Source organism: Pseudonocardia alni, from assembly GCF_002813375.1.
GTDB classification, from domain to species: Bacteria; Actinomycetota; Actinomycetes; order Mycobacteriales; family Pseudonocardiaceae; genus Pseudonocardia; species Pseudonocardia alni.
Window position 1 is genome coordinate 4,738,913 of sequence record NZ_PHUJ01000003.1, and the last position, 15,794, is coordinate 4,754,706.

General features: G+C 74.6%; 14 protein-coding genes. 7 read left to right on the forward strand and 7 right to left on the reverse strand.

Annotated elements, in window-relative coordinates; all coding sequences use genetic code 11:
- Positions 1-19: 19 nt before the first annotated feature.
- Entirely contained in the window at positions 20-673 is a 654-nt protein-coding gene (locus ATL51_RS23335) for a pyridoxamine 5'-phosphate oxidase family protein (RefSeq protein ID WP_208623055.1), read from the reverse strand.
- Positions 674-741: 68 nt separating this feature from the next.
- Between ATL51_RS23335 and pdxR the strand changes: the two genes are divergently transcribed.
- Together pdxR and ATL51_RS23345 are read left to right on the forward strand one after the other, a co-directional pair.
- Complete coding sequence (pdxR, locus tag ATL51_RS23340) at positions 742-2,079, forward strand: MocR-like pyridoxine biosynthesis transcription factor PdxR (protein ID WP_100879951.1); 1,338 nt, start codon at positions 742-744, stop codon at positions 2,077-2,079.
- 197 nt (positions 2,080-2,276) lie between these two features.
- Positions 2,277-3,347: a D-alanine--D-alanine ligase family protein gene (locus tag ATL51_RS23345; protein ID WP_073578224.1), complete on the forward strand. Its 1,071-nt coding sequence runs from the start codon at positions 2,277-2,279 to the stop codon at positions 3,345-3,347.
- Here the strand turns inward: ATL51_RS23345 and ATL51_RS23350 are convergent, their stop codons facing one another.
- Together ATL51_RS23350 and ATL51_RS23355 are read right to left on the reverse strand one after the other, a co-directional pair.
- Positions 3,348-3,869, reverse strand: coding sequence for a DUF3515 domain-containing protein (locus tag ATL51_RS23350; RefSeq protein WP_100879952.1), 522 nt, complete (start codon positions 3,867-3,869; stop codon positions 3,348-3,350).
- Positions 3,870-3,897: 28 nt separating this feature from the next.
- The gene (locus ATL51_RS23355; RefSeq protein WP_020627802.1) at positions 3,898-4,134 is read right to left on the reverse strand and encodes an Lrp/AsnC family transcriptional regulator; all 237 of its coding nucleotides are present in this window, start codon (positions 4,132-4,134) and stop codon (positions 3,898-3,900) included.
- A gap of 85 nt (positions 4,135-4,219) precedes the next feature.
- On the opposite strand from ATL51_RS23355, the gene ATL51_RS23360 reads away from it, so the two are divergent.
- Together ATL51_RS23360 and ATL51_RS23365 are read left to right on the forward strand one after the other, a co-directional pair.
- The gene (locus tag ATL51_RS23360; RefSeq protein ID WP_392567383.1) at positions 4,220-5,221 is read left to right on the forward strand and encodes a thiamine-phosphate kinase; all 1,002 of its coding nucleotides are present in this window, start codon (positions 4,220-4,222) and stop codon (positions 5,219-5,221) included.
- A 105-nt stretch (positions 5,222-5,326) separates the two neighbouring features.
- Positions 5,327-7,102 carry an L-lactate permease gene (locus ATL51_RS23365; RefSeq protein ID WP_073578222.1) on the forward strand — a complete coding sequence of 592 codons (1,776 nt, stop codon included), beginning with the start codon at positions 5,327-5,329 and terminating at the stop codon, positions 7,100-7,102.
- 60 nt (positions 7,103-7,162) lie between these two features.
- Here the strand turns inward: ATL51_RS23365 and ATL51_RS23370 are convergent, their stop codons facing one another.
- Positions 7,163-7,438, reverse strand: a complete 276-nt coding sequence (locus ATL51_RS23370; RefSeq protein WP_073578221.1) for a hypothetical protein — start codon at positions 7,436-7,438, stop codon at positions 7,163-7,165.
- A gap of 248 nt (positions 7,439-7,686) precedes the next feature.
- Between ATL51_RS23370 and ATL51_RS23375 the strand changes: the two genes are divergently transcribed.
- Positions 7,687-8,061, forward strand: coding sequence for a hypothetical protein (locus tag ATL51_RS23375; protein WP_100879954.1), 375 nt, complete (start codon positions 7,687-7,689; stop codon positions 8,059-8,061).
- 11 nt (positions 8,062-8,072) lie between these two features.
- On the opposite strand, the gene ATL51_RS23380 is transcribed toward ATL51_RS23375, so the two are convergent.
- The 3 genes from ATL51_RS23380 to ATL51_RS23390 are packed head-to-tail and all read right to left on the reverse strand — an operon-like array spanning position 8,073 to position 12,125.
- Entirely contained in the window at positions 8,073-9,461 is a 1,389-nt protein-coding gene (locus tag ATL51_RS23380; protein ID WP_100879955.1) for a (Fe-S)-binding protein, read from the reverse strand.
- Positions 9,462-9,468: 7 nt separating this feature from the next.
- Positions 9,469-10,614: an FAD-binding oxidoreductase gene (locus tag ATL51_RS23385; protein ID WP_100879956.1), complete on the reverse strand. Its 1,146-nt coding sequence runs from the start codon at positions 10,612-10,614 to the stop codon at positions 9,469-9,471.
- 56 nt (positions 10,615-10,670) lie between these two features.
- Positions 10,671-12,125, reverse strand: coding sequence for an FAD-binding oxidoreductase (locus ATL51_RS23390; protein WP_073578219.1), 1,455 nt, complete (start codon positions 12,123-12,125; stop codon positions 10,671-10,673).
- Positions 12,126-12,300: 175 nt separating this feature from the next.
- On the opposite strand from ATL51_RS23390, the gene ATL51_RS23395 reads away from it, so the two are divergent.
- Both ATL51_RS23395 and ATL51_RS23400 read left to right on the forward strand, forming a co-directional pair.
- Positions 12,301-14,463 (forward strand): malate synthase G, encoded by a 2,163-nt coding sequence (locus ATL51_RS23395; protein WP_100879957.1) that lies wholly within the window; start codon positions 12,301-12,303, stop codon positions 14,461-14,463.
- Between the two features lie 83 nt (positions 14,464-14,546).
- Positions 14,547-15,728: an MFS transporter gene (locus tag ATL51_RS23400; protein WP_100879958.1), complete on the forward strand. Its 1,182-nt coding sequence runs from the start codon at positions 14,547-14,549 to the stop codon at positions 15,726-15,728.
- The last annotated feature ends 66 nt before the right edge of the window (positions 15,729-15,794 follow it).

The following is a 15,794-nucleotide window of genomic DNA, read 5'->3' on the forward strand; positions in this document are numbered from 1 at the left end:
CGGAACCCCCGAGGCTACGTCACCCGCCGGTGTGACGACGGTCGCGCACGTGGTCCGGAACCGACCGGTGTCGTTGCAGGTCAGGGGCGGTCTCCGGAGGCCCGGCGACGGTCCGCAACGGCACCACGCCGGCCCAGGCGAGACCGGCGGCGACGTCGGCCTCGTCGTCGGACGGCGGCCCGGAGCGGCTCTTCACGCTGGCCTCGGTCAGGTCGAGCGCGAACACCGCGGTGGCGGCCAGCTCCCGGCGGTCCGGGCGGCGGGCGTGGTCCCACGCGCCCGGGGTGAGGTGCTCGACGATCACCCGCAGCGCGTGCAGACGCTCGTCGTCGCCGGTGACGCGGCGGGCGTCGCCGTGCACGACCGCGCTGCGGTAGTTCATCGAGAAGTGCATGAGCGCGCGGGCGTGCACGATGCCGTCGAGGTGGGTCACGGTCACGCAGCAGGGAAGCGTGTCCCCGGTCAGGTAGCGGGCCCCGGACGAGCCGTGCAGGTAGAGCGTGTCGCCGTCGCGGCCGTAGGCGGTCGGGAGGACGACGGGCGCGTCGTCGCGGACGAAGCCCAGGTGGGCGACGAGGCCGTCGTCGAGGACCGCGTGCAGGTCCGACCGGTCGACGGCGGCCCGGTCGCGCTTGCGGCCCAGCGTGCTGCGGGTGGTGGGGGAGAGCGTCACCAGCCGAGGATGGCTCTCGACAGTGGCATCCTGGAACGGCCACTTCCGGTCGCGGACGAAAGGCCACTGTGCAGGATCTCCCGATCGTCCTCGACCGCGCCGCGGCGACCCCGCTGGCGGTCCAGCTCGCCGACGGTCTCCGCGCCGCGGCCGTGGGCGGGGCACTGCGCCCCGGCGACCGGCTGCCGTCGACCCGGGGGCTCGCGACGACGCTGCGGGTGAGCCGGACGGTCACCGCCGCCGCCTACGACCAACTGCTCGCCGAGGGCTGGGTCGCCGGCCGGGTCGGCGCGGGGACGTTCGTGACCGCGGTCCCCGGGCCCGCCCCGGCGGGCCCGGCCGCGCCCGCCGGGCCCCGGCCGCAGGCCGAGCCGTCGGTGCTGGACCCGGGGCGGCCGTGCGTCGCCGCGCTGGACCCCGCGATGTGGCGCCGCGCCTGGCGGGCCGCCGCCGATCCGCCCCCGGACGACCGGCCCCGCGCCGACGGGCTGCGCGCGTTCCACGACGCCGTCACCGGCCACCTGCTGCGTCACCGCGGGCTCACCCCGCCCGCGGGCACCGTGCTGGCCACCGCCGGGACCTCCGCCGCCGTCGCCGAGCTGGCCCGGCTGCTGCCTGCGGGGGCCACCGTCGCCGTCGAGGAGCCGGGGTACCCGCGGGCGGTCAGCGCGCTGCGGGCCGCGGGGCTGCGGGTCCTCGGTGTGCCCGTGGACGACGACGGCCTGGTCGTCGACGCCGTCCCCGCCGGCTGCGCGGCCGTCTACACCACGCCCGCGCACCAGTTCCCGACCGCGGTGCGCCTGTCCGCCGCCCGCCGGGTCGCCCTGGTCGGGCGTGCCCGCGCCGAGGACTTCCTGGTCATCGAGGACGACTACGACGGGGAGCTCCGCTACGACGTCGCCCCGCTGCCCCTGCTCGCCGCGCTCGCGCCCGCCCACGTCGTGCACCTGGGCACCGCGAGCAAGATCCTCAGCCCGACGCTGGGGGTCGGCTGGGCGGTCGCGCCGCCCGCCGTCGTCGCCGCGTGGCGGGACCTGCGCGCCCGGACCGGCACCCGGCCGTCGCCCGCGGGGCAGCTGGTCCTCACCGCGCTCGCCGCACACGGCGACCTGTCCCGGCACCTGCGACGGCTGCGCCGCGAGCTGCGTGAGCGGCGGGCCCTGGTCCTGGACACCGCCCGCACGGCGGGCTGGGCCGCGCAGGGGGACCCGGCCGGGGCGCACCTCGTGCTGCGCCCTCCCGAGGGGGAGCGGGCCGCGATCGCCGCGGCCGCCCGGCGTGGCGTCGCCGTGCGCGGGCTGGCCGACTACCACCGGGACGGGCCCGGCACGTCCGGCCTGGTCGTCGGGTACGCCGCCGGGACCCGGGCCGAGCTGACCGCCGCGCTGGCGGCGCTGGTGGGGTGAGCGGCCCGCCCGGCCGTGCCGAGGGCCGGGCCGACGCCCGGTTGTGCCGAGTGGCCGGGCCGACGCCCGGCTGTGCCGAGTGGCCGGGCCGACGCCCGGCTGTGCCGAGTGGCCGGGCCGACGCCCGGCTGTGCCGAGTGGCCGGGCCGACGCCCGGCTGTGCGACCCGGCGGAGCCGCCGCCTACCCTCGGGCCCCATGAGTGCCGACCGGGTCAAGGTCGCCGTCGTCTTCGGCGGCCGCAGTTCCGAGCACGCGATCTCGTGCGTGTCCGCGGGCAGCGTGCTGACCCACCTCGACCCGGAGCGGTTCGAGGCGGTCCCGGTCGGGATCACCCCGCACGGCGCGTGGGTGGTCGGTCCGTCCGACCCGGTCCGGCTGGCGATCTCGGGTCGCGAGCTGCCCGAGGTCGACGGGACCGCCGAGGCCCTGGTGCTGCCCGGCGAACCGGGTCGCGGCCTGGTCCGCCTCGACGCGCGCGAGGCGCTGACCTCGGTCGACGTGGTCTTCCCGATCCTGCACGGGGCCTTCGGCGAGGACGGCACCATCCAGGGTCTGCTGGAGATGGCCGGGCTGCCCTACGTCGGCGCCGGTGTGCTGGCCTCCGCGGTCGGCATGGACAAGGAGTTCGCGAAGAAGCTGCTGCGCGCCGAGGGCCTGAACGTCGCCGACGGCGTCGTGCTCCGCCCCGGCACCGACATCGGGTTCGCCGACCGCGACCGGCTCGGTCTGCCGCTGTTCGTGAAGCCGGCCCGCGCCGGGTCCTCGATGGGCGTCACCCGGGTCACCGACCCGGCCGCGCTCGACGCCGCCGTCGCCGAGGCCCGCCGGCACGACCCGAAGGTGCTCGTCGAGGCGGCCGTGCCCGGCCGCGAGATCGAGTGCGCGGTGCTGGAGTTCCCCGACGGCAGCGTCCGCGCCAGCCTGCCCGCCGAGCTGCGCTACAACGGCGAGTTCTACGACTTCGAGTCCAAGTACCTCGACACCTCCGAGCTGCAGATCCCCGCCAAGCTCGACGACGAGATCACCGAGTCGCTGCGCTGGAAGGCGATCACCGCGTTCCGCGCGCTCGACGTGCAGGGCCTGGCCCGGGTCGACTTCTTCGTCACCGACGACGGCGACATCACCGTCAACGAGGTCAACACGATGCCCGGGTTCACCCCGAGCTCCGCGTTCCCGAAGATGTGGGCGGTCACCGGGCTCGACTACTCCGAGCTGCTCAGCACCATGGTCGACACCGCGCTGGCCCGCGGGACCGGGCTGCGGTAGCTACCGGACCCGCACCGGCTGCGGCGGGAGGGTGTCGACGACCGCGTCCGACACCGCCTGCAGCGGCCCCGGACCGGTCTCCGCGGGCGCGGACAGCTCCAGGTACACCCCGCGGTCGACGACGGCGTAGGTCGTCGCGAGCGCGCCCTGCGGGGTCGCCAGCGGCAGCCAGCTCACCCCGTTGACGACGATCAGCGGCGAGGTCGGCCCCAGCTCGGCCGGCCGTTCGGTGCCGCAGCGCAGCACCACCGGCTCCGGCTCGGCGACCCATGCCCGCGCGCCGGGGACCGGCGGGTCGATCTCGCGCGGCGCGAGGTCCCCGGTGTCGCCGGGGATGCCGGCCGGCAGCGCGCGCAGCACCGCGTCGCACGACGTCGACGACGCCTGCGGTGCAGCCTGCGCGGGAAGCTCCAGGGGGCCGGTGTCCGGCCCCGTCGTCAGGCGGGCCCAGACCGCGAGCCCCGCCACGACGAGGGCGAGCAGCAGGGGCAGCGCGATCGCCACCACGACCGGTGGTGACATGCGTGCCCCTGCCACGTCCGCGCCCGTCTCAGCTCAGCTTGACCACGGGGCAGGTGAGCGTCCGGGTGATCCCGTTGACGTTCTGCACCCGGGCCACGACCAGCCGGCCGAGCTCGTCGACGTCGTCCGCCTCGGCGCGCACGATCACGTCGTACGGGCCGGTGACGTCCTCGGCCGAGACCACGCCCGGCAGACCCCCGATCTCGGAGGCGACGGAGGCGGCCTTGCCGACCTCGGTCTGGACGAGGATGTATGCCTGCACCACGGCGTGCCCCTTTCCGGTAACTGCCGACCTGCCGGATGGTTGGCGGCAGGAATGTCGGACGCAGAACCTACCGGAGGCCGCCCCCGTGTCCCCATCCGCGATCACGCCCGAGGGCGGTTCCGAGACCGGTGTCTCACTCCGGGAGGTCGGTGAGTTCGCGCTGATCGACCGGGTCACCACGGACCGTGTCCAACCGGCTACGACGGAGCTCGGTCCCGGGGACGACTCGGCCGTCGTCACCGCCGCCGACGGGCGGGTCGTCGCCTGCACCGACGTGCTCGTCGAGGGCGTGCACTTCCGGCTCGACTGGTCGAGTCCCGAGCAGGTCGGGCGCAAGGCCGCGGCCGTGAACCTGGCCGACATCGCCGCGATGGGGGCGGTGCCCACGTCGCTGTTGGTGGGGCTGGCGTGCCCCTCGTCGACGCCCGCGGCGCAGCTCGAGCAGCTGGCCGACGGGCTGTGGGCCGAGGCCCGCTCGACCGGGGCCGGGCTCGTCGGGGGCGACCTGACCTCGGCGCCGGTGATCGTCGTCTCGGTGACGGCGCTGGGGGACCTGCAGGGCCGGGCCCCGGTGCTGCGCTCCGGGGCCCGGGCGGGGGACCGGATCGCGGTCTGCGGGCGGCTGGGCTGGTCCGCGGCCGGGCTGGCGGTGCTCGGGCGCGGGTTCCGCTCCCCGGCGGCGCTGGTCGACGCGCACCGGGTCCCGGAACCGCCCTACTCCGCCGGCCCGCAGGCCGCCGACGCCGGCGCCACGTCCATGATCGACGTCTCGGACGGCCTGCTGGCCGACCTGGCACACGTCGCGCGGGCCTCGGGGGTGGCGCTGCGGCTGCGGTCGCGGCCGTTCACGGTGGCCCCGCGGATGGCGGAGATCGCGTCCGCGCTGGGCCTGGACCCGCTGCGCTGGGTCCTGACCGGTGGTGAGGACCATGCGCTGGCGGCGACCTTCCCCGGGGACGCGCCGCTGCCCGAGGGCTGGACCGAGGTGGGGGCGGTGGAGGCACCGGACGAGGCGGGCCCGGGGGTCACCGTCGACGGCCGTCCCTACGACGGCGACGGCGGCTGGGTCCACTTCGCGAAATACTGATTCCACATCGTGCTTGCGCGGCGCCGGGACGGGTGACATCGTGCCCTCACGATCGGGCGATTCGGGCACGTGTCGCGATTCGCCCCGCACCGGAGGGGTGTCACCGTGGACAACCTGGGCGTACTCAGCCTGCTCGCTCTCACCCCCATCCTCGTCGTCGCGGTTTTGCTGGTCGGGCTGCGCTGGCCCGCGAAGTACGCGATGCCGCTCGGCTTCGTCGCGGCGGCCCTGATCGGGTCGCTGGTCTGGGGGATGGGCACCACCGCGATCGTCGCGTCGACGATCGAGGGCCTGATCATCGCGGTCGGCCTGCTCTACATCATCTTCGGTGCGCTGCTGCTGCTGCAGACGCTCACCCAGAGCGGCGCGCTCGCGACGATCCGTGCCGGGTTCACCGGCATCAGCCCGGACCGGCGGGTCCAGGCGATCATCATCGGCTGGCTGTTCGGGTCGTTCATCGAGGGTGCGTCGGGGTTCGGGACCCCGGCAGCCGTCGTCGCGCCGTTGTTGCTGGCGCTCGGCTTCCCGGCGCTGGCCGCGGTGCTGGTCGGCATGGTGATCCAGTCGACGCCGGTCAGCTTCGGCGCCGCCGGGACGCCCGTACTCACCGGCATCGGGCAGGGGCTGTCCGGGTCGGCGGAGGTCGACGCGCGCACCGCCGCGCTCGGCCTGGACGCGACCGGCTACCTGTCCGCGATCGGGTTCGAGGTCGCGGCGCTGCACGCGGTCGCCGGGACGCTCATCCCACTGTTCCTGGTGTGCCTGCTGACCCGCTTCTTCGGGGAGAACCGCAGCTTCGCCGAGGGCCTCGCGGTCGCCCCGTTCGCGCTCTACGCCGCGTTCGCGATGACCGTGCCCTACGTGCTGGTCGCCGCCCTGCTCGGCCCGGAGTTCCCGTCACTGCTCGGCGGGCTCGTCGGGCTGGCGCTGGTGATGTTCACCTCCAGCCGCGGCTTCCTCATGCCGCGCACGGTGTGGGACTTCCCGCCGCGCGAGCGGTGGCTCGACCGCTGGACCGGCACTATCTCCGCGGGTGCCGACGACGGCGTCACCGGCACCCGGATGAGCACCTGGCTGGCCTGGTCGCCCTACGTGCTCGTCGCGGCGGTGCTGGTGCTGACCCGCACCGTCGCGCCGGTGAAGGACGCGCTGTCGGGAATCACCGTCGGACCCGCGGACATCCTCGGGACCGGCATCGACGAGACGCTGCAGCCGCTCTACTCGCCGGGCGCGGTGTTCCTGCTGGTCTGCCTGGTCACCTACGGCCTGCACCGGATGAACGGCCGCCAGGTCGCGACGTCATGGGCCGTGTCGGGACGCCAGCTCGCCGGTGCCGCGGTCGCGCTGCTGTTCGCGCTGCCGCTGGTCCGCATCCTGATCAACTCCGGTGCCGAGCTGAACACGACCGGGCTGGCCTCGATGCCGCTGACGCTGGCCGAGGGGGCCGCCGCCGTCGCCGGGCCGGCCTGGCCGGTCCTGGCACCGTGGATCGGCGCCCTGGGGGCCTTCGTCGCCGGGTCGAACACGGTGTCCAACCTGACGTTCGCCCTGTTCCAGTTCGCGACCGCGGAGAACATCGGCGCCACCCCGGAGACGGTGGTCGCGGCCCAGGCGGTCGGCGGCGCCGCCGGGAACATGATCACGGTGCACAACGTCGTCGCCGCGTCGGCGACGGTGGGGCTGCTCGGCCGGGAGGGCGACGTGATCCGGATGACGATCATCCCGATGACGTACTACTGCCTGCTCTCGGGCGGGCTGGCGTTCGTGCTGATCCACGGCGTCGGGCTCAACACCGGCACGGTGCTGCTCACCCTGGTGCTGCTGACACTGGCCGCGATCGTGGTGGGCCTGCGGCGGGCGGCGACCCGGCTGCCGGCCTGACCCGGAGACGACGACGGCCCGGTCCCCATCGCTGCGGGGTCCGGGCCGTCGTCGTGTGGATCAGGAGCCGCGACGCCAGAACAGCAGCACCCGGCGCAGCCGGCTCCGCAGGCTCGGGTGACCGGGCACCGACCGCTGCGGGGCCGGGAACTGCCGGAACTCCGCGGGCGGCGGGGTCAGGTGGGCCGCCGGGAGGGTGGGCGGGTCCATCGCGACCAGGGTCTGGGGGAAGTGGCGCGCATCGGGCGACGGGGTCTTCTCGGGGTGCACGGTCGTCTCCTCCACGGCCGGTCCATCGCTCGCGGTGGTCGGGTCGTTACCGACGGCCTGCTGCATCTCCGGCCTCCTCACGGTCTCGGGCGGGGCGCATCGCCGGGACCCGTACCCGCCGGGGCCGGGGTCCACCCGCACGGGCCGCATCCGGGACGGGCCACCGCCGGGCCCGGGAGGCGAGCGCGGGGCGGCGGTGCCTGCACACCCAGGGTACCGACGTGACGTGCTCCGGAGACGTGTGCGGTGGCTCACCCGGCACGCCGTCGGAGACCCGGGTGCTCGCTACGGTGAGTGCCGAGCAGGTGGGACGGGTGGACGGAGCGGGCGTGTCGGGGCTGGTGGCGGTGGTGGCGTGGGCCGCCCTGGCGGGGTGGATCGCCGCCGGTGTGCTGCTCGTGCTGGCCCACCGGCGGCTGGAGCGGCTCGAGCGGGAGCACACCGCCCGCAAGTGGGACATCGTCGCGCTGCGTGCCCAGCTGCGGGCGTTGCACCGGCGGCCGGACGAGCTGTCCGACCCCGCCGCGTCCACCGGTGCCGGCCCGTCCGTCCCGCGGCACCCCGGAGGTGACCCCGGGTCCCCGGTCCCGGCCGGCGGGACGCCCGGGCGTACCCGGACGGCCGGCGCCACGGCATGGCGCCGGTCGCACCGGCGCCCGGTGGGCCGTACCCGGCGGCGTCCCTCCTGACAGGGGCGGGGTCAGCGCCGTGGCACCGCCGCCCCCCGGATGCTCGCGTCCAGCAGCTGCACCGGGTGCAGCAGCGGAACGTCGGCGAAGTCCTCGTTCGGCAGGTACTTGCCGATCTGCAGCAGACAGCCCGGGTTCGCGGTGACCACGACGTCCGGCTTCGCGTCGCGGATCTTCTCCGCCTTCCGCACGCCCAGATCGGCGGCCGCGTCCGGCTTCACCATGTTGTAGATGCCGGCCGAGCCGCAGCACAGCGACGCCTCGGCGATGTCGACGAGCTCCAGCTCGGGGATGGTCCGGAGCACCTCGCGCGGCTGGTTGCGGACGCCCTGGGCGTGCCCGAGGTGACAGGCGTCGTGGTAGGCGATGCGGCCGGTGACCGGGGTCCGCGGGGCGCGGGGGCCGCCGTCGTCCTCCCGGGAGTACAGGTCGGCCAGAACCTCGTGCACGTCGCGGCAGCGGGCGGAGAAGCGCGCCGCGCGCTCGGCCCAGGCGGGGTCGTCGGCGAGCAGGTGGCCGTAGTCCTTCATCGACGAGCCGCAGCCCGCGACGTTCGTGACCACCGCGTCGACGTCGAGGGTCTCGAAGCGGGCGATGGTGCGCCGGGCCCGGTCCAGCGCGGACTCCTCGCGCCCGGCGTGCACCTCCAGCGCGCCGCAGCACTGCTGGTCGCGGGGGACGAGCACGTCGCAGCCCTCGGCGGCGAGCACCCGCACGGTGGCCTCGTTGACCCGGTGGAAGAACACGTCCTGCACGCAGCCGGTAAGCAGTGCGACCCGGGCCCGGCGGGTGCCGACCGCGGGGGTGTGCACCGGGAGCGTCGCGAACGCCTCGCGCACCGAGACCGGCGGCAGCAGCGACTCCATCGCCGCGAGCTGACCGGGCAGCCTCTCGGCGAGCTTCCGGATCGCAGGGACCTTCCGCAGCTGCTGGTACAGCGCGCCGGGCAGGGCGGCCGCCCGCAGCCGTCGCTTGTAGGGGAACAGCGCGAAGATCGCGTCGCGGAACAGCTTGTCCGACGTACTGCGGGGCACGTTGCGCTCGATCTGCGGGCGCACCGACTCCAGCAGCTTGTCGTACTGCACCCCGGACGGGCAGGCGGTCACGCACGCCATGCAGCCCAGGCAGTTGTCCATGTGCTCGGTGAACGGCCCGTCGAGGCCGATGTCGCCCTTCTCGGCCAGGTCCATCAGCAGGATCCGGCCGCGCGGGGAGTCCATCTCCTCGCCCCACAGCACGTAGGTGGGGCAGGTCGGCAGGCAGAAGCCGCAGTGGACGCAGTCGTCGAGCAGCTCGCGCTGCGGCGGGTGGACGTCGTCGAACGCGCTCGGGCCCTGCTGGGGGATCTTGGTCTCGGCCGCCCCGGTCGGGGTGCCTGCGGGCTCGTGGGTGCTCGTCATGCGTGCCTCACATCCAGGGAGCGAAGCGACCGGCGGCGAACCGGGCCTCGGGGTCGAGCTGGGTCTTGACGGCCCTGAGCAGGGCGAGTGCGGACGGTGCGGGGCCCCACGCGGGGGCGTCGAGGGTCTCGGGCCGGTCACGCAGCACGCTGGTGCCACCGACTGCGGCGACGGCGTCGTGCACCTCCGCGACGGCGGCCCCCGGCACGGTGACGGTCGCGACGCCGGTCGCGAGGCCGGCCGTGACGGCGGTGGCGGGCAGCTGCTCCACCAGCGGCGCCAGCCGGGTCGGTGCGCACCCGATCCGGACGACGGCGCCGTCGAGGGCGGGTCCGTCGCCGTCACCGCCGGCGTGCGGACCGTCGGTCAGCGACGTGTGGGCGTCCCACGCGTCCGCGCCCACCTCCCGGGCGTCGGCGCCGAGCAGCTCACACAGCCGCTCCACCCGTGCGGGCAGGGTCTGGGCGCCGCCCTCCAACCGGACCAGCAGGCGTCCCGGGTCACCGGACACCCACTCGACGGCGATCGGCTCCAGCGGGCTGGCCATCAGCTCCAGCACCCGCGACGCGGCCTCGGCCACCGGGCCGTCGACGCCCACGCAGGCGACGGCCTTCGGGACCGGGTGCAGCCGCAGGACGACCTCGACCAGCGGGCCGAAGATGCCGTAGGAGCCGTGCATGAGCTTGGCCATGTCGTAGCCGGCGACGTTCTTGATGACGTGCCCGCCGGAGCGGACCATCGTGCCGTCGGCGAGTACCGAGGTGGTGCCGATGACCAGGTCCCGCAGACCGCCCCAGACCAGGGCGGACGGGCCGGCGTCGGCGGTGGCGAGCAGCCCGCCGACCGTGGCGCCGCGGGCGACCCGGGCGGCGTCGAACGCGAGGCGCTGACCGTGCTCGGCCAGCTGCTCCTGCAGCGCGCGGACCGGGGTCCCGGCGTGCACCGAGACGGTCATGTCGCCGGGGTTGTGGTGGATCACCCCGGACAGTGCGGAGAGGTCGAGCGTCGCGGCGATGTCGTCGCCCGCGCGGCCGGCCCAGCCGGTGGCGGTGCCGGCGCCGGTGATCGCGAGGCGGCCGGGGGTGTCCAGGACGGCGTCCCGGACCTCCTTGGCCGAGGTGGGGCGCAGCGTGGTGGGAGCAGCGCGTGTCATGTCGTCGGGCCCTTCCGGGTCTCGTACGGGTCGGTCGGACAGGTCGGCCGGACGGGTCACAGCCGTTCGATCAGGCCCGCCTCCTCCAGCGGGTGCGGCCGGTAGAGCCCCGGCTTCTCACCGCACAGCCGCGGGGTGGGCAGGAGCTTGCCGGGGTTGCAGATGTGGTCGGGGTCGAAGCCGTCGCGGATGCGGCGCATGACGGCCAGGTCGTCCTCGCCGAACATCCGCGGCATGGAGCAGGCCTTGTCGGTGCCGATGCCGTGCTCGCCCGACAGCGAGCCGCCCATCTCGACGCACAGCTCCGCGATCTGCGCCGACAGGTGCTCGGCCTGCTCGGTCTGGCCCTCGGCGGCGGAGAACAGGACCAGCGGGTGCAGGTTGCCGTCGCCGGCGTGGAAGACGTTCGCGACGCGCAGCCCGGCGTCGGTGCCCATCTCGTCGATCCGTTCGAGGATCTCGGCGAGCCGGGTCCGGGGGACCACGCCGTCCTGGACGATGTAGTCCGGCGAGATCCGGCCGACCGCGGCGAACGCGGCCTTGCGGCCCCGCCAGATGTTCGCCCGCTCCTCGGGGGAGCCCGCGATGTGCAGCCGGGTGCAGCCGTGCCGGTCGCAGATCTCCTTGACCAGCGCGAACTGCTCCTCGCACTCCTCGACGGTCCCGTCCAGCTCGACGACGAGCGCGGCCGGGGTGTCGAGGGAGTAGCCGGCGCCGGTGGCGCCCTCGGCGGCCTCGATGGCCAGCGCGTCCATCATCTCGACCGCGGCGGGCACGATCCCTGCCGCGACGATGTCGGACACGACCCGGCCGCCCGCCGACACCGACGGGAAGTCCGCCAGCAGCGTGCGCATGACCTCGGGGGTGCGCAGCAGCCGGACGGTGACCTTGGTGACGATGCCGAGCGTGCCCTCGGAGCCGAGGAACACCCCGCGCAGGTCGGGCCCGGACTGCTCCATCGTGTCCGAGCCGAGGGTGACCACCTCGCCGTCGGGGAGCACGACCTCCATCGACAGCACGTGGTTGGTGGTGAAGCCGTACTTGAGGCAGTGCGCGCCGCCGGAGTTCTCCGCGACGTTGCCGCCGATCGTGCACACCTGCTGGCTCGACGGGTCCGGCGCGTAGTAGAGCCCGTACGGCGACGCGGCCGCGGTGATCTCGAGGTTCGTGACGCCCGGCTCCAGCACCGCGCGCCGGTTCTCCGGGTCGACCTCGAGCACCCGGTTGAGCCGGTTCAGCCCGATGACGACGCCCTCGGCCACCGGCAGCGCGCCGCCGGACAGGCCGGTCCCGGCGCCGCGGGCGACGAACGGGATCCGGTGCCGGGCGCAGATCCGCACGCACCCGGCGACGTCCTCGGCGGTGCGGGGCAGCAGGACCAGCTCGGGGACGACCCGGCTGCCGGTCAGGCCGTCGCACTCGTAGGTCCGGGTACGGACCGGGTCGTCGAGCACGTCCGCTGCGCCCAGGAGGGCGACGAACTCGTCGTGGATCGAGCGGGCCAGAGGCATCGCTGCACTCCCTTGCTGCGCGTGGCGGGGCTCACGGGAGGGTACGTCGACACGGTGACGCCACGCCTGTTCGACGTCACGGACGGGGGCCGTGTCACTTCCGTGATGCGGAAAAGATAATCCACTGGTAGAAATACGACCAGTCCTGACATCCACACGGAGAGGGTGGTCACAGATGGCCGACACCGCCGGCCTGCAGGTCGACGAGCACCTGAGGTCCTTCGTCGAGGGCGAGCTCCTGTCCGACGTCGACCTCACGGCGGACGACTTCTGGGCGACCCTGGCCCGGCTCCAGGAGCGCTTCGCCCCGAGGATCGCCGACGCCCTGGCCCGTCGCGACGAGATCCAGGCGCGCATCGACGAGTGGCACCGCGAGCACGGGGCCGGCTCGGTCGAGGAGTACGAGAAGTTCCTCACCGACCTCGGCTACCTGCTCCCGGAGAAGTCCCCGACGATCGACGTCGACCGGGTCGACCCGGAGATCGCCGAGGTTCCCGGCCCGCAGCTGGTCGTGCCCTCCACCGTGCCGCGCTACGCGCTGAACGCCGCCAACGCCCGCTGGGGCTCGCTGTTCGACGCCTTCTACGGCACCGACGCGCTCCCGCAGGACGGTGAGCTCGCGAAGGGCTACGACGAGCGCCGCGGCGCACAGGTGATCACCGCCGCCGACGAGCTGCTCGACGAGCTGTTCCCGCTCGCGAAGGGCAGCCACGCCGACGCCACGGCCTACCGGGCCTCGGCCGACGGGCTCGTCGTCGACACCGGCGCGACCGGCACGGTCGGGCTGGCCGACCCCGCGCAGTTCGCCGGGTTCCGCCCGGTCGACGGCGACGGCCGCGGCGCGGTCCTGCTGACCCGCAACGGGCTGCACCTGGAGATCACGATCGACCCGACCACCCAGGTCGGCACCCAGCACCACGCCGACGTCGCCGATGTCGTGCTCGAGTCCGCGGTCACCACGATCGTCGACCTCGAGGACTCCGTCGCGACCGTGGACGGCGAGGACAAGGCGCTGGCCTACCGCACCTGGCTCGGGCTGCTGCGCGGTGACCTGACCGCCGAGTTCCGCAAGGGCGGGAAGACGGTCACCCGCCGGGTCAACCCGGACCGCGAGTACACCGCGGCCGACGGCTCCGACCTCACCCTGCCCGGGCGCTCGCTGATGCTGGTCCGCAACTGCGGCCACCACATGACGACGAACGCGGTGAAGGCGGCCGACGGCAACGGTGCCTATCAGGAGGTCGCCGAGGGCGTGCTCGACGCGCTCGTCTCGGCCGTCGCCGGGCTCTACGACCTGCAGGGGAAGGGCCCGCACACCAACTCCCGCGCGGGCAGCGTCTACATCGTCAAGCCCAAGCAGCACGGGCCCGAGGAGGTCGCGCTCACCGTCGAGCTGTTCGGCGCCGTCGAGGAGGCCCTCGGACTGCAGGCGAACACGCTCAAGATCGGCATCATGGACGAGGAGAAGCGGACCACGGTCAACCTCTCCGCCTGCATCGCCGAGGCCGCGAACCGGGTCATCTTCGTCAACACCGGTTTCCTCGACCGGACCGGCGACGAGATCCACACCTGCTTCACCGCGGGCCCGGTCCTGCGCAAGGGCGACATGAAGTCGACGACGTGGCTGAAGACCTACGAGGACCGCAACGTCGACGTCGCGCTGGCCGCCGGGTTCGCGCACACCGCGCAGGTCGGCAAGGGCATGTGGGCCAAGCCCGCCGCGATGGCCGAGATGATCGAGCAGAAGATCGGCCACCCGAAGGCCGGCGCGAACTGCGCCTGGGTGCCGTCTCCGACCGCCGCGACCCTGCACGCGCTGCACTACCTGCGCGTCGACGTGCACGGGGTGCAGGACGAGATCGCCTCCCGCGCCACCGCGGACCGGCGCACGCTGCTCGAGGTCCCGGTGACCGACGCGTCGTCGCTGTCGGCCGAGGACGTGACCCACGAGCTGGAGACCAACGCCCAGTCGATCCTCGGCTACGTGGTGCGCTGGGTCGGCATGGGCATCGGCTGCTCCACCGTGCCGGACCTGGAGGGCGTCGGGCTGATGGAGGACCGCGCCACCCTGCGGATCTCCGCGCAGCTGGTCGCGAACTGGCTCCAGCACGGTGTCGTCGACGAGGGGACCGTGCGCGACACCTTCGCCCGCATGGCCGCCGTGGTCGACGAGCAGAACGCCGGCGAGGACGGCTACCCCGCGATGGCGAAGGACCTGGAGTCCAGCGAGTCGTTCCGGGCCGCGCTGGAGCTGGTGTTCAGCGGGGCGGCCGAGCCCAACGGCTACACCGAGCGGACGCTCACCCGCTGGCGTCAGCGGGCCAAGGCCGCGGCCTAGGCCGCACCACCACCACCGTCGACGACGACGCCCCCGGGACCGGTTCCCGGGGGCGTCGTCGCGTTCCGAGGAGGAGACCGATCGTGAAGCCGTGGGTGCGGCCGGCCGCCGTGCTGTTCGGCGTCGGTTACGGCGCCAACCAGTTCAGCCCGCTGATGGTCATGTACCGCGAGCAGGGGCACTACTCGCCGACCGTGGTCGCCGCGTTCTTCGGCGTCTACGTGCTCGGTCTCGCCCCGGGCCTGCTCGTCGGCGGGCCCGCGTCGGACCGCTGGGGCCGCCGCCGGGTGCTGGTGCCCGCGACGGCCGCGTCGATCCCGGCCAGCGCCGTCCTCGCCCTCGGCGCGTTCTCCGAGGCACTGCTCTTCGCCGGCCGGCTGCTGTTCGGGGTGTGCGTCGGCGTCGCGATGGCGGTGGCGACGACGTGGGTCAAGGAGCTGTCCGGGCCCGGGCAGGGCGCCCGGCGCGCCGCGCTCGCGCTCACCGCCGGGTTCGGGCTCGGCCCGCTCGTCGCCGGGCTGCTCGCGCAGTCCGCGCCGCTGCCGATGGAGCTGCCCTACCTGGTGCACATCGTCCTGACGGTGCCGGTCGTCTGGTGGCTGCTCGCCGCGCCGGAGACGGTCGAGCCGGGCCGTTCCCGGTCCTGGCGCCAGGATCTGCGCGTCCCGGCCGTCGCGCACCCGCGGTTCGTGTGGCTGGTGCTGCCCGCCGCGCCGTGGGTGTTCGGGGCAGCCGCGATCGCCTACGCAGTGCTGCCGACCACGCTCGACGGGATCACCGGGGGGTGGGGGCTGCTCGTCGCGACACTGCTGACCGCCGTCGCGCTCGGCTGCGGGGTCCTGGCCCAGTCCGCCGCGCGTCTCGTGGACGCCCGCTCGCCGCTGGCCGCGACCCGGGTCGGGCTCGCGCTCGTCGTCGCGGGGACGCTCGTCGCCGCCCTCGCGGCGGGCCTGCGCAGTGTCCCGGCCGCCGTCGCCGCCGCCGCGCTGCTGGGGGCGGGCTACGGCTTCGTCCTGCTGTCCGGGCTGCAGGAGGTGCAGCGGATCGCCGCGCCGGAGCACCTGGCCGGGCTGACCGCGGTGTTCTACTCGCTGACCTACGTGGGGTTCCTGCTACCCATGCTGCTCTCGGCGCTCACCGGTGTCGCGGGGTACCCGGTGCTGCTGGTCGTCGTCGCGGGGGTGCAGGTGATCTGCCTGGGCCTGGTGTGGGTGGGGGCGCGCCGGGTGGCGCCGATCGCGGCGGAGCAGCCGGCGGTGACCTGACCCGGCCGTGGCCGGTGATCCTTCTCCGCGGAGTGCGCGACGCCCTCCCGGGCGCGCGGGACTCCG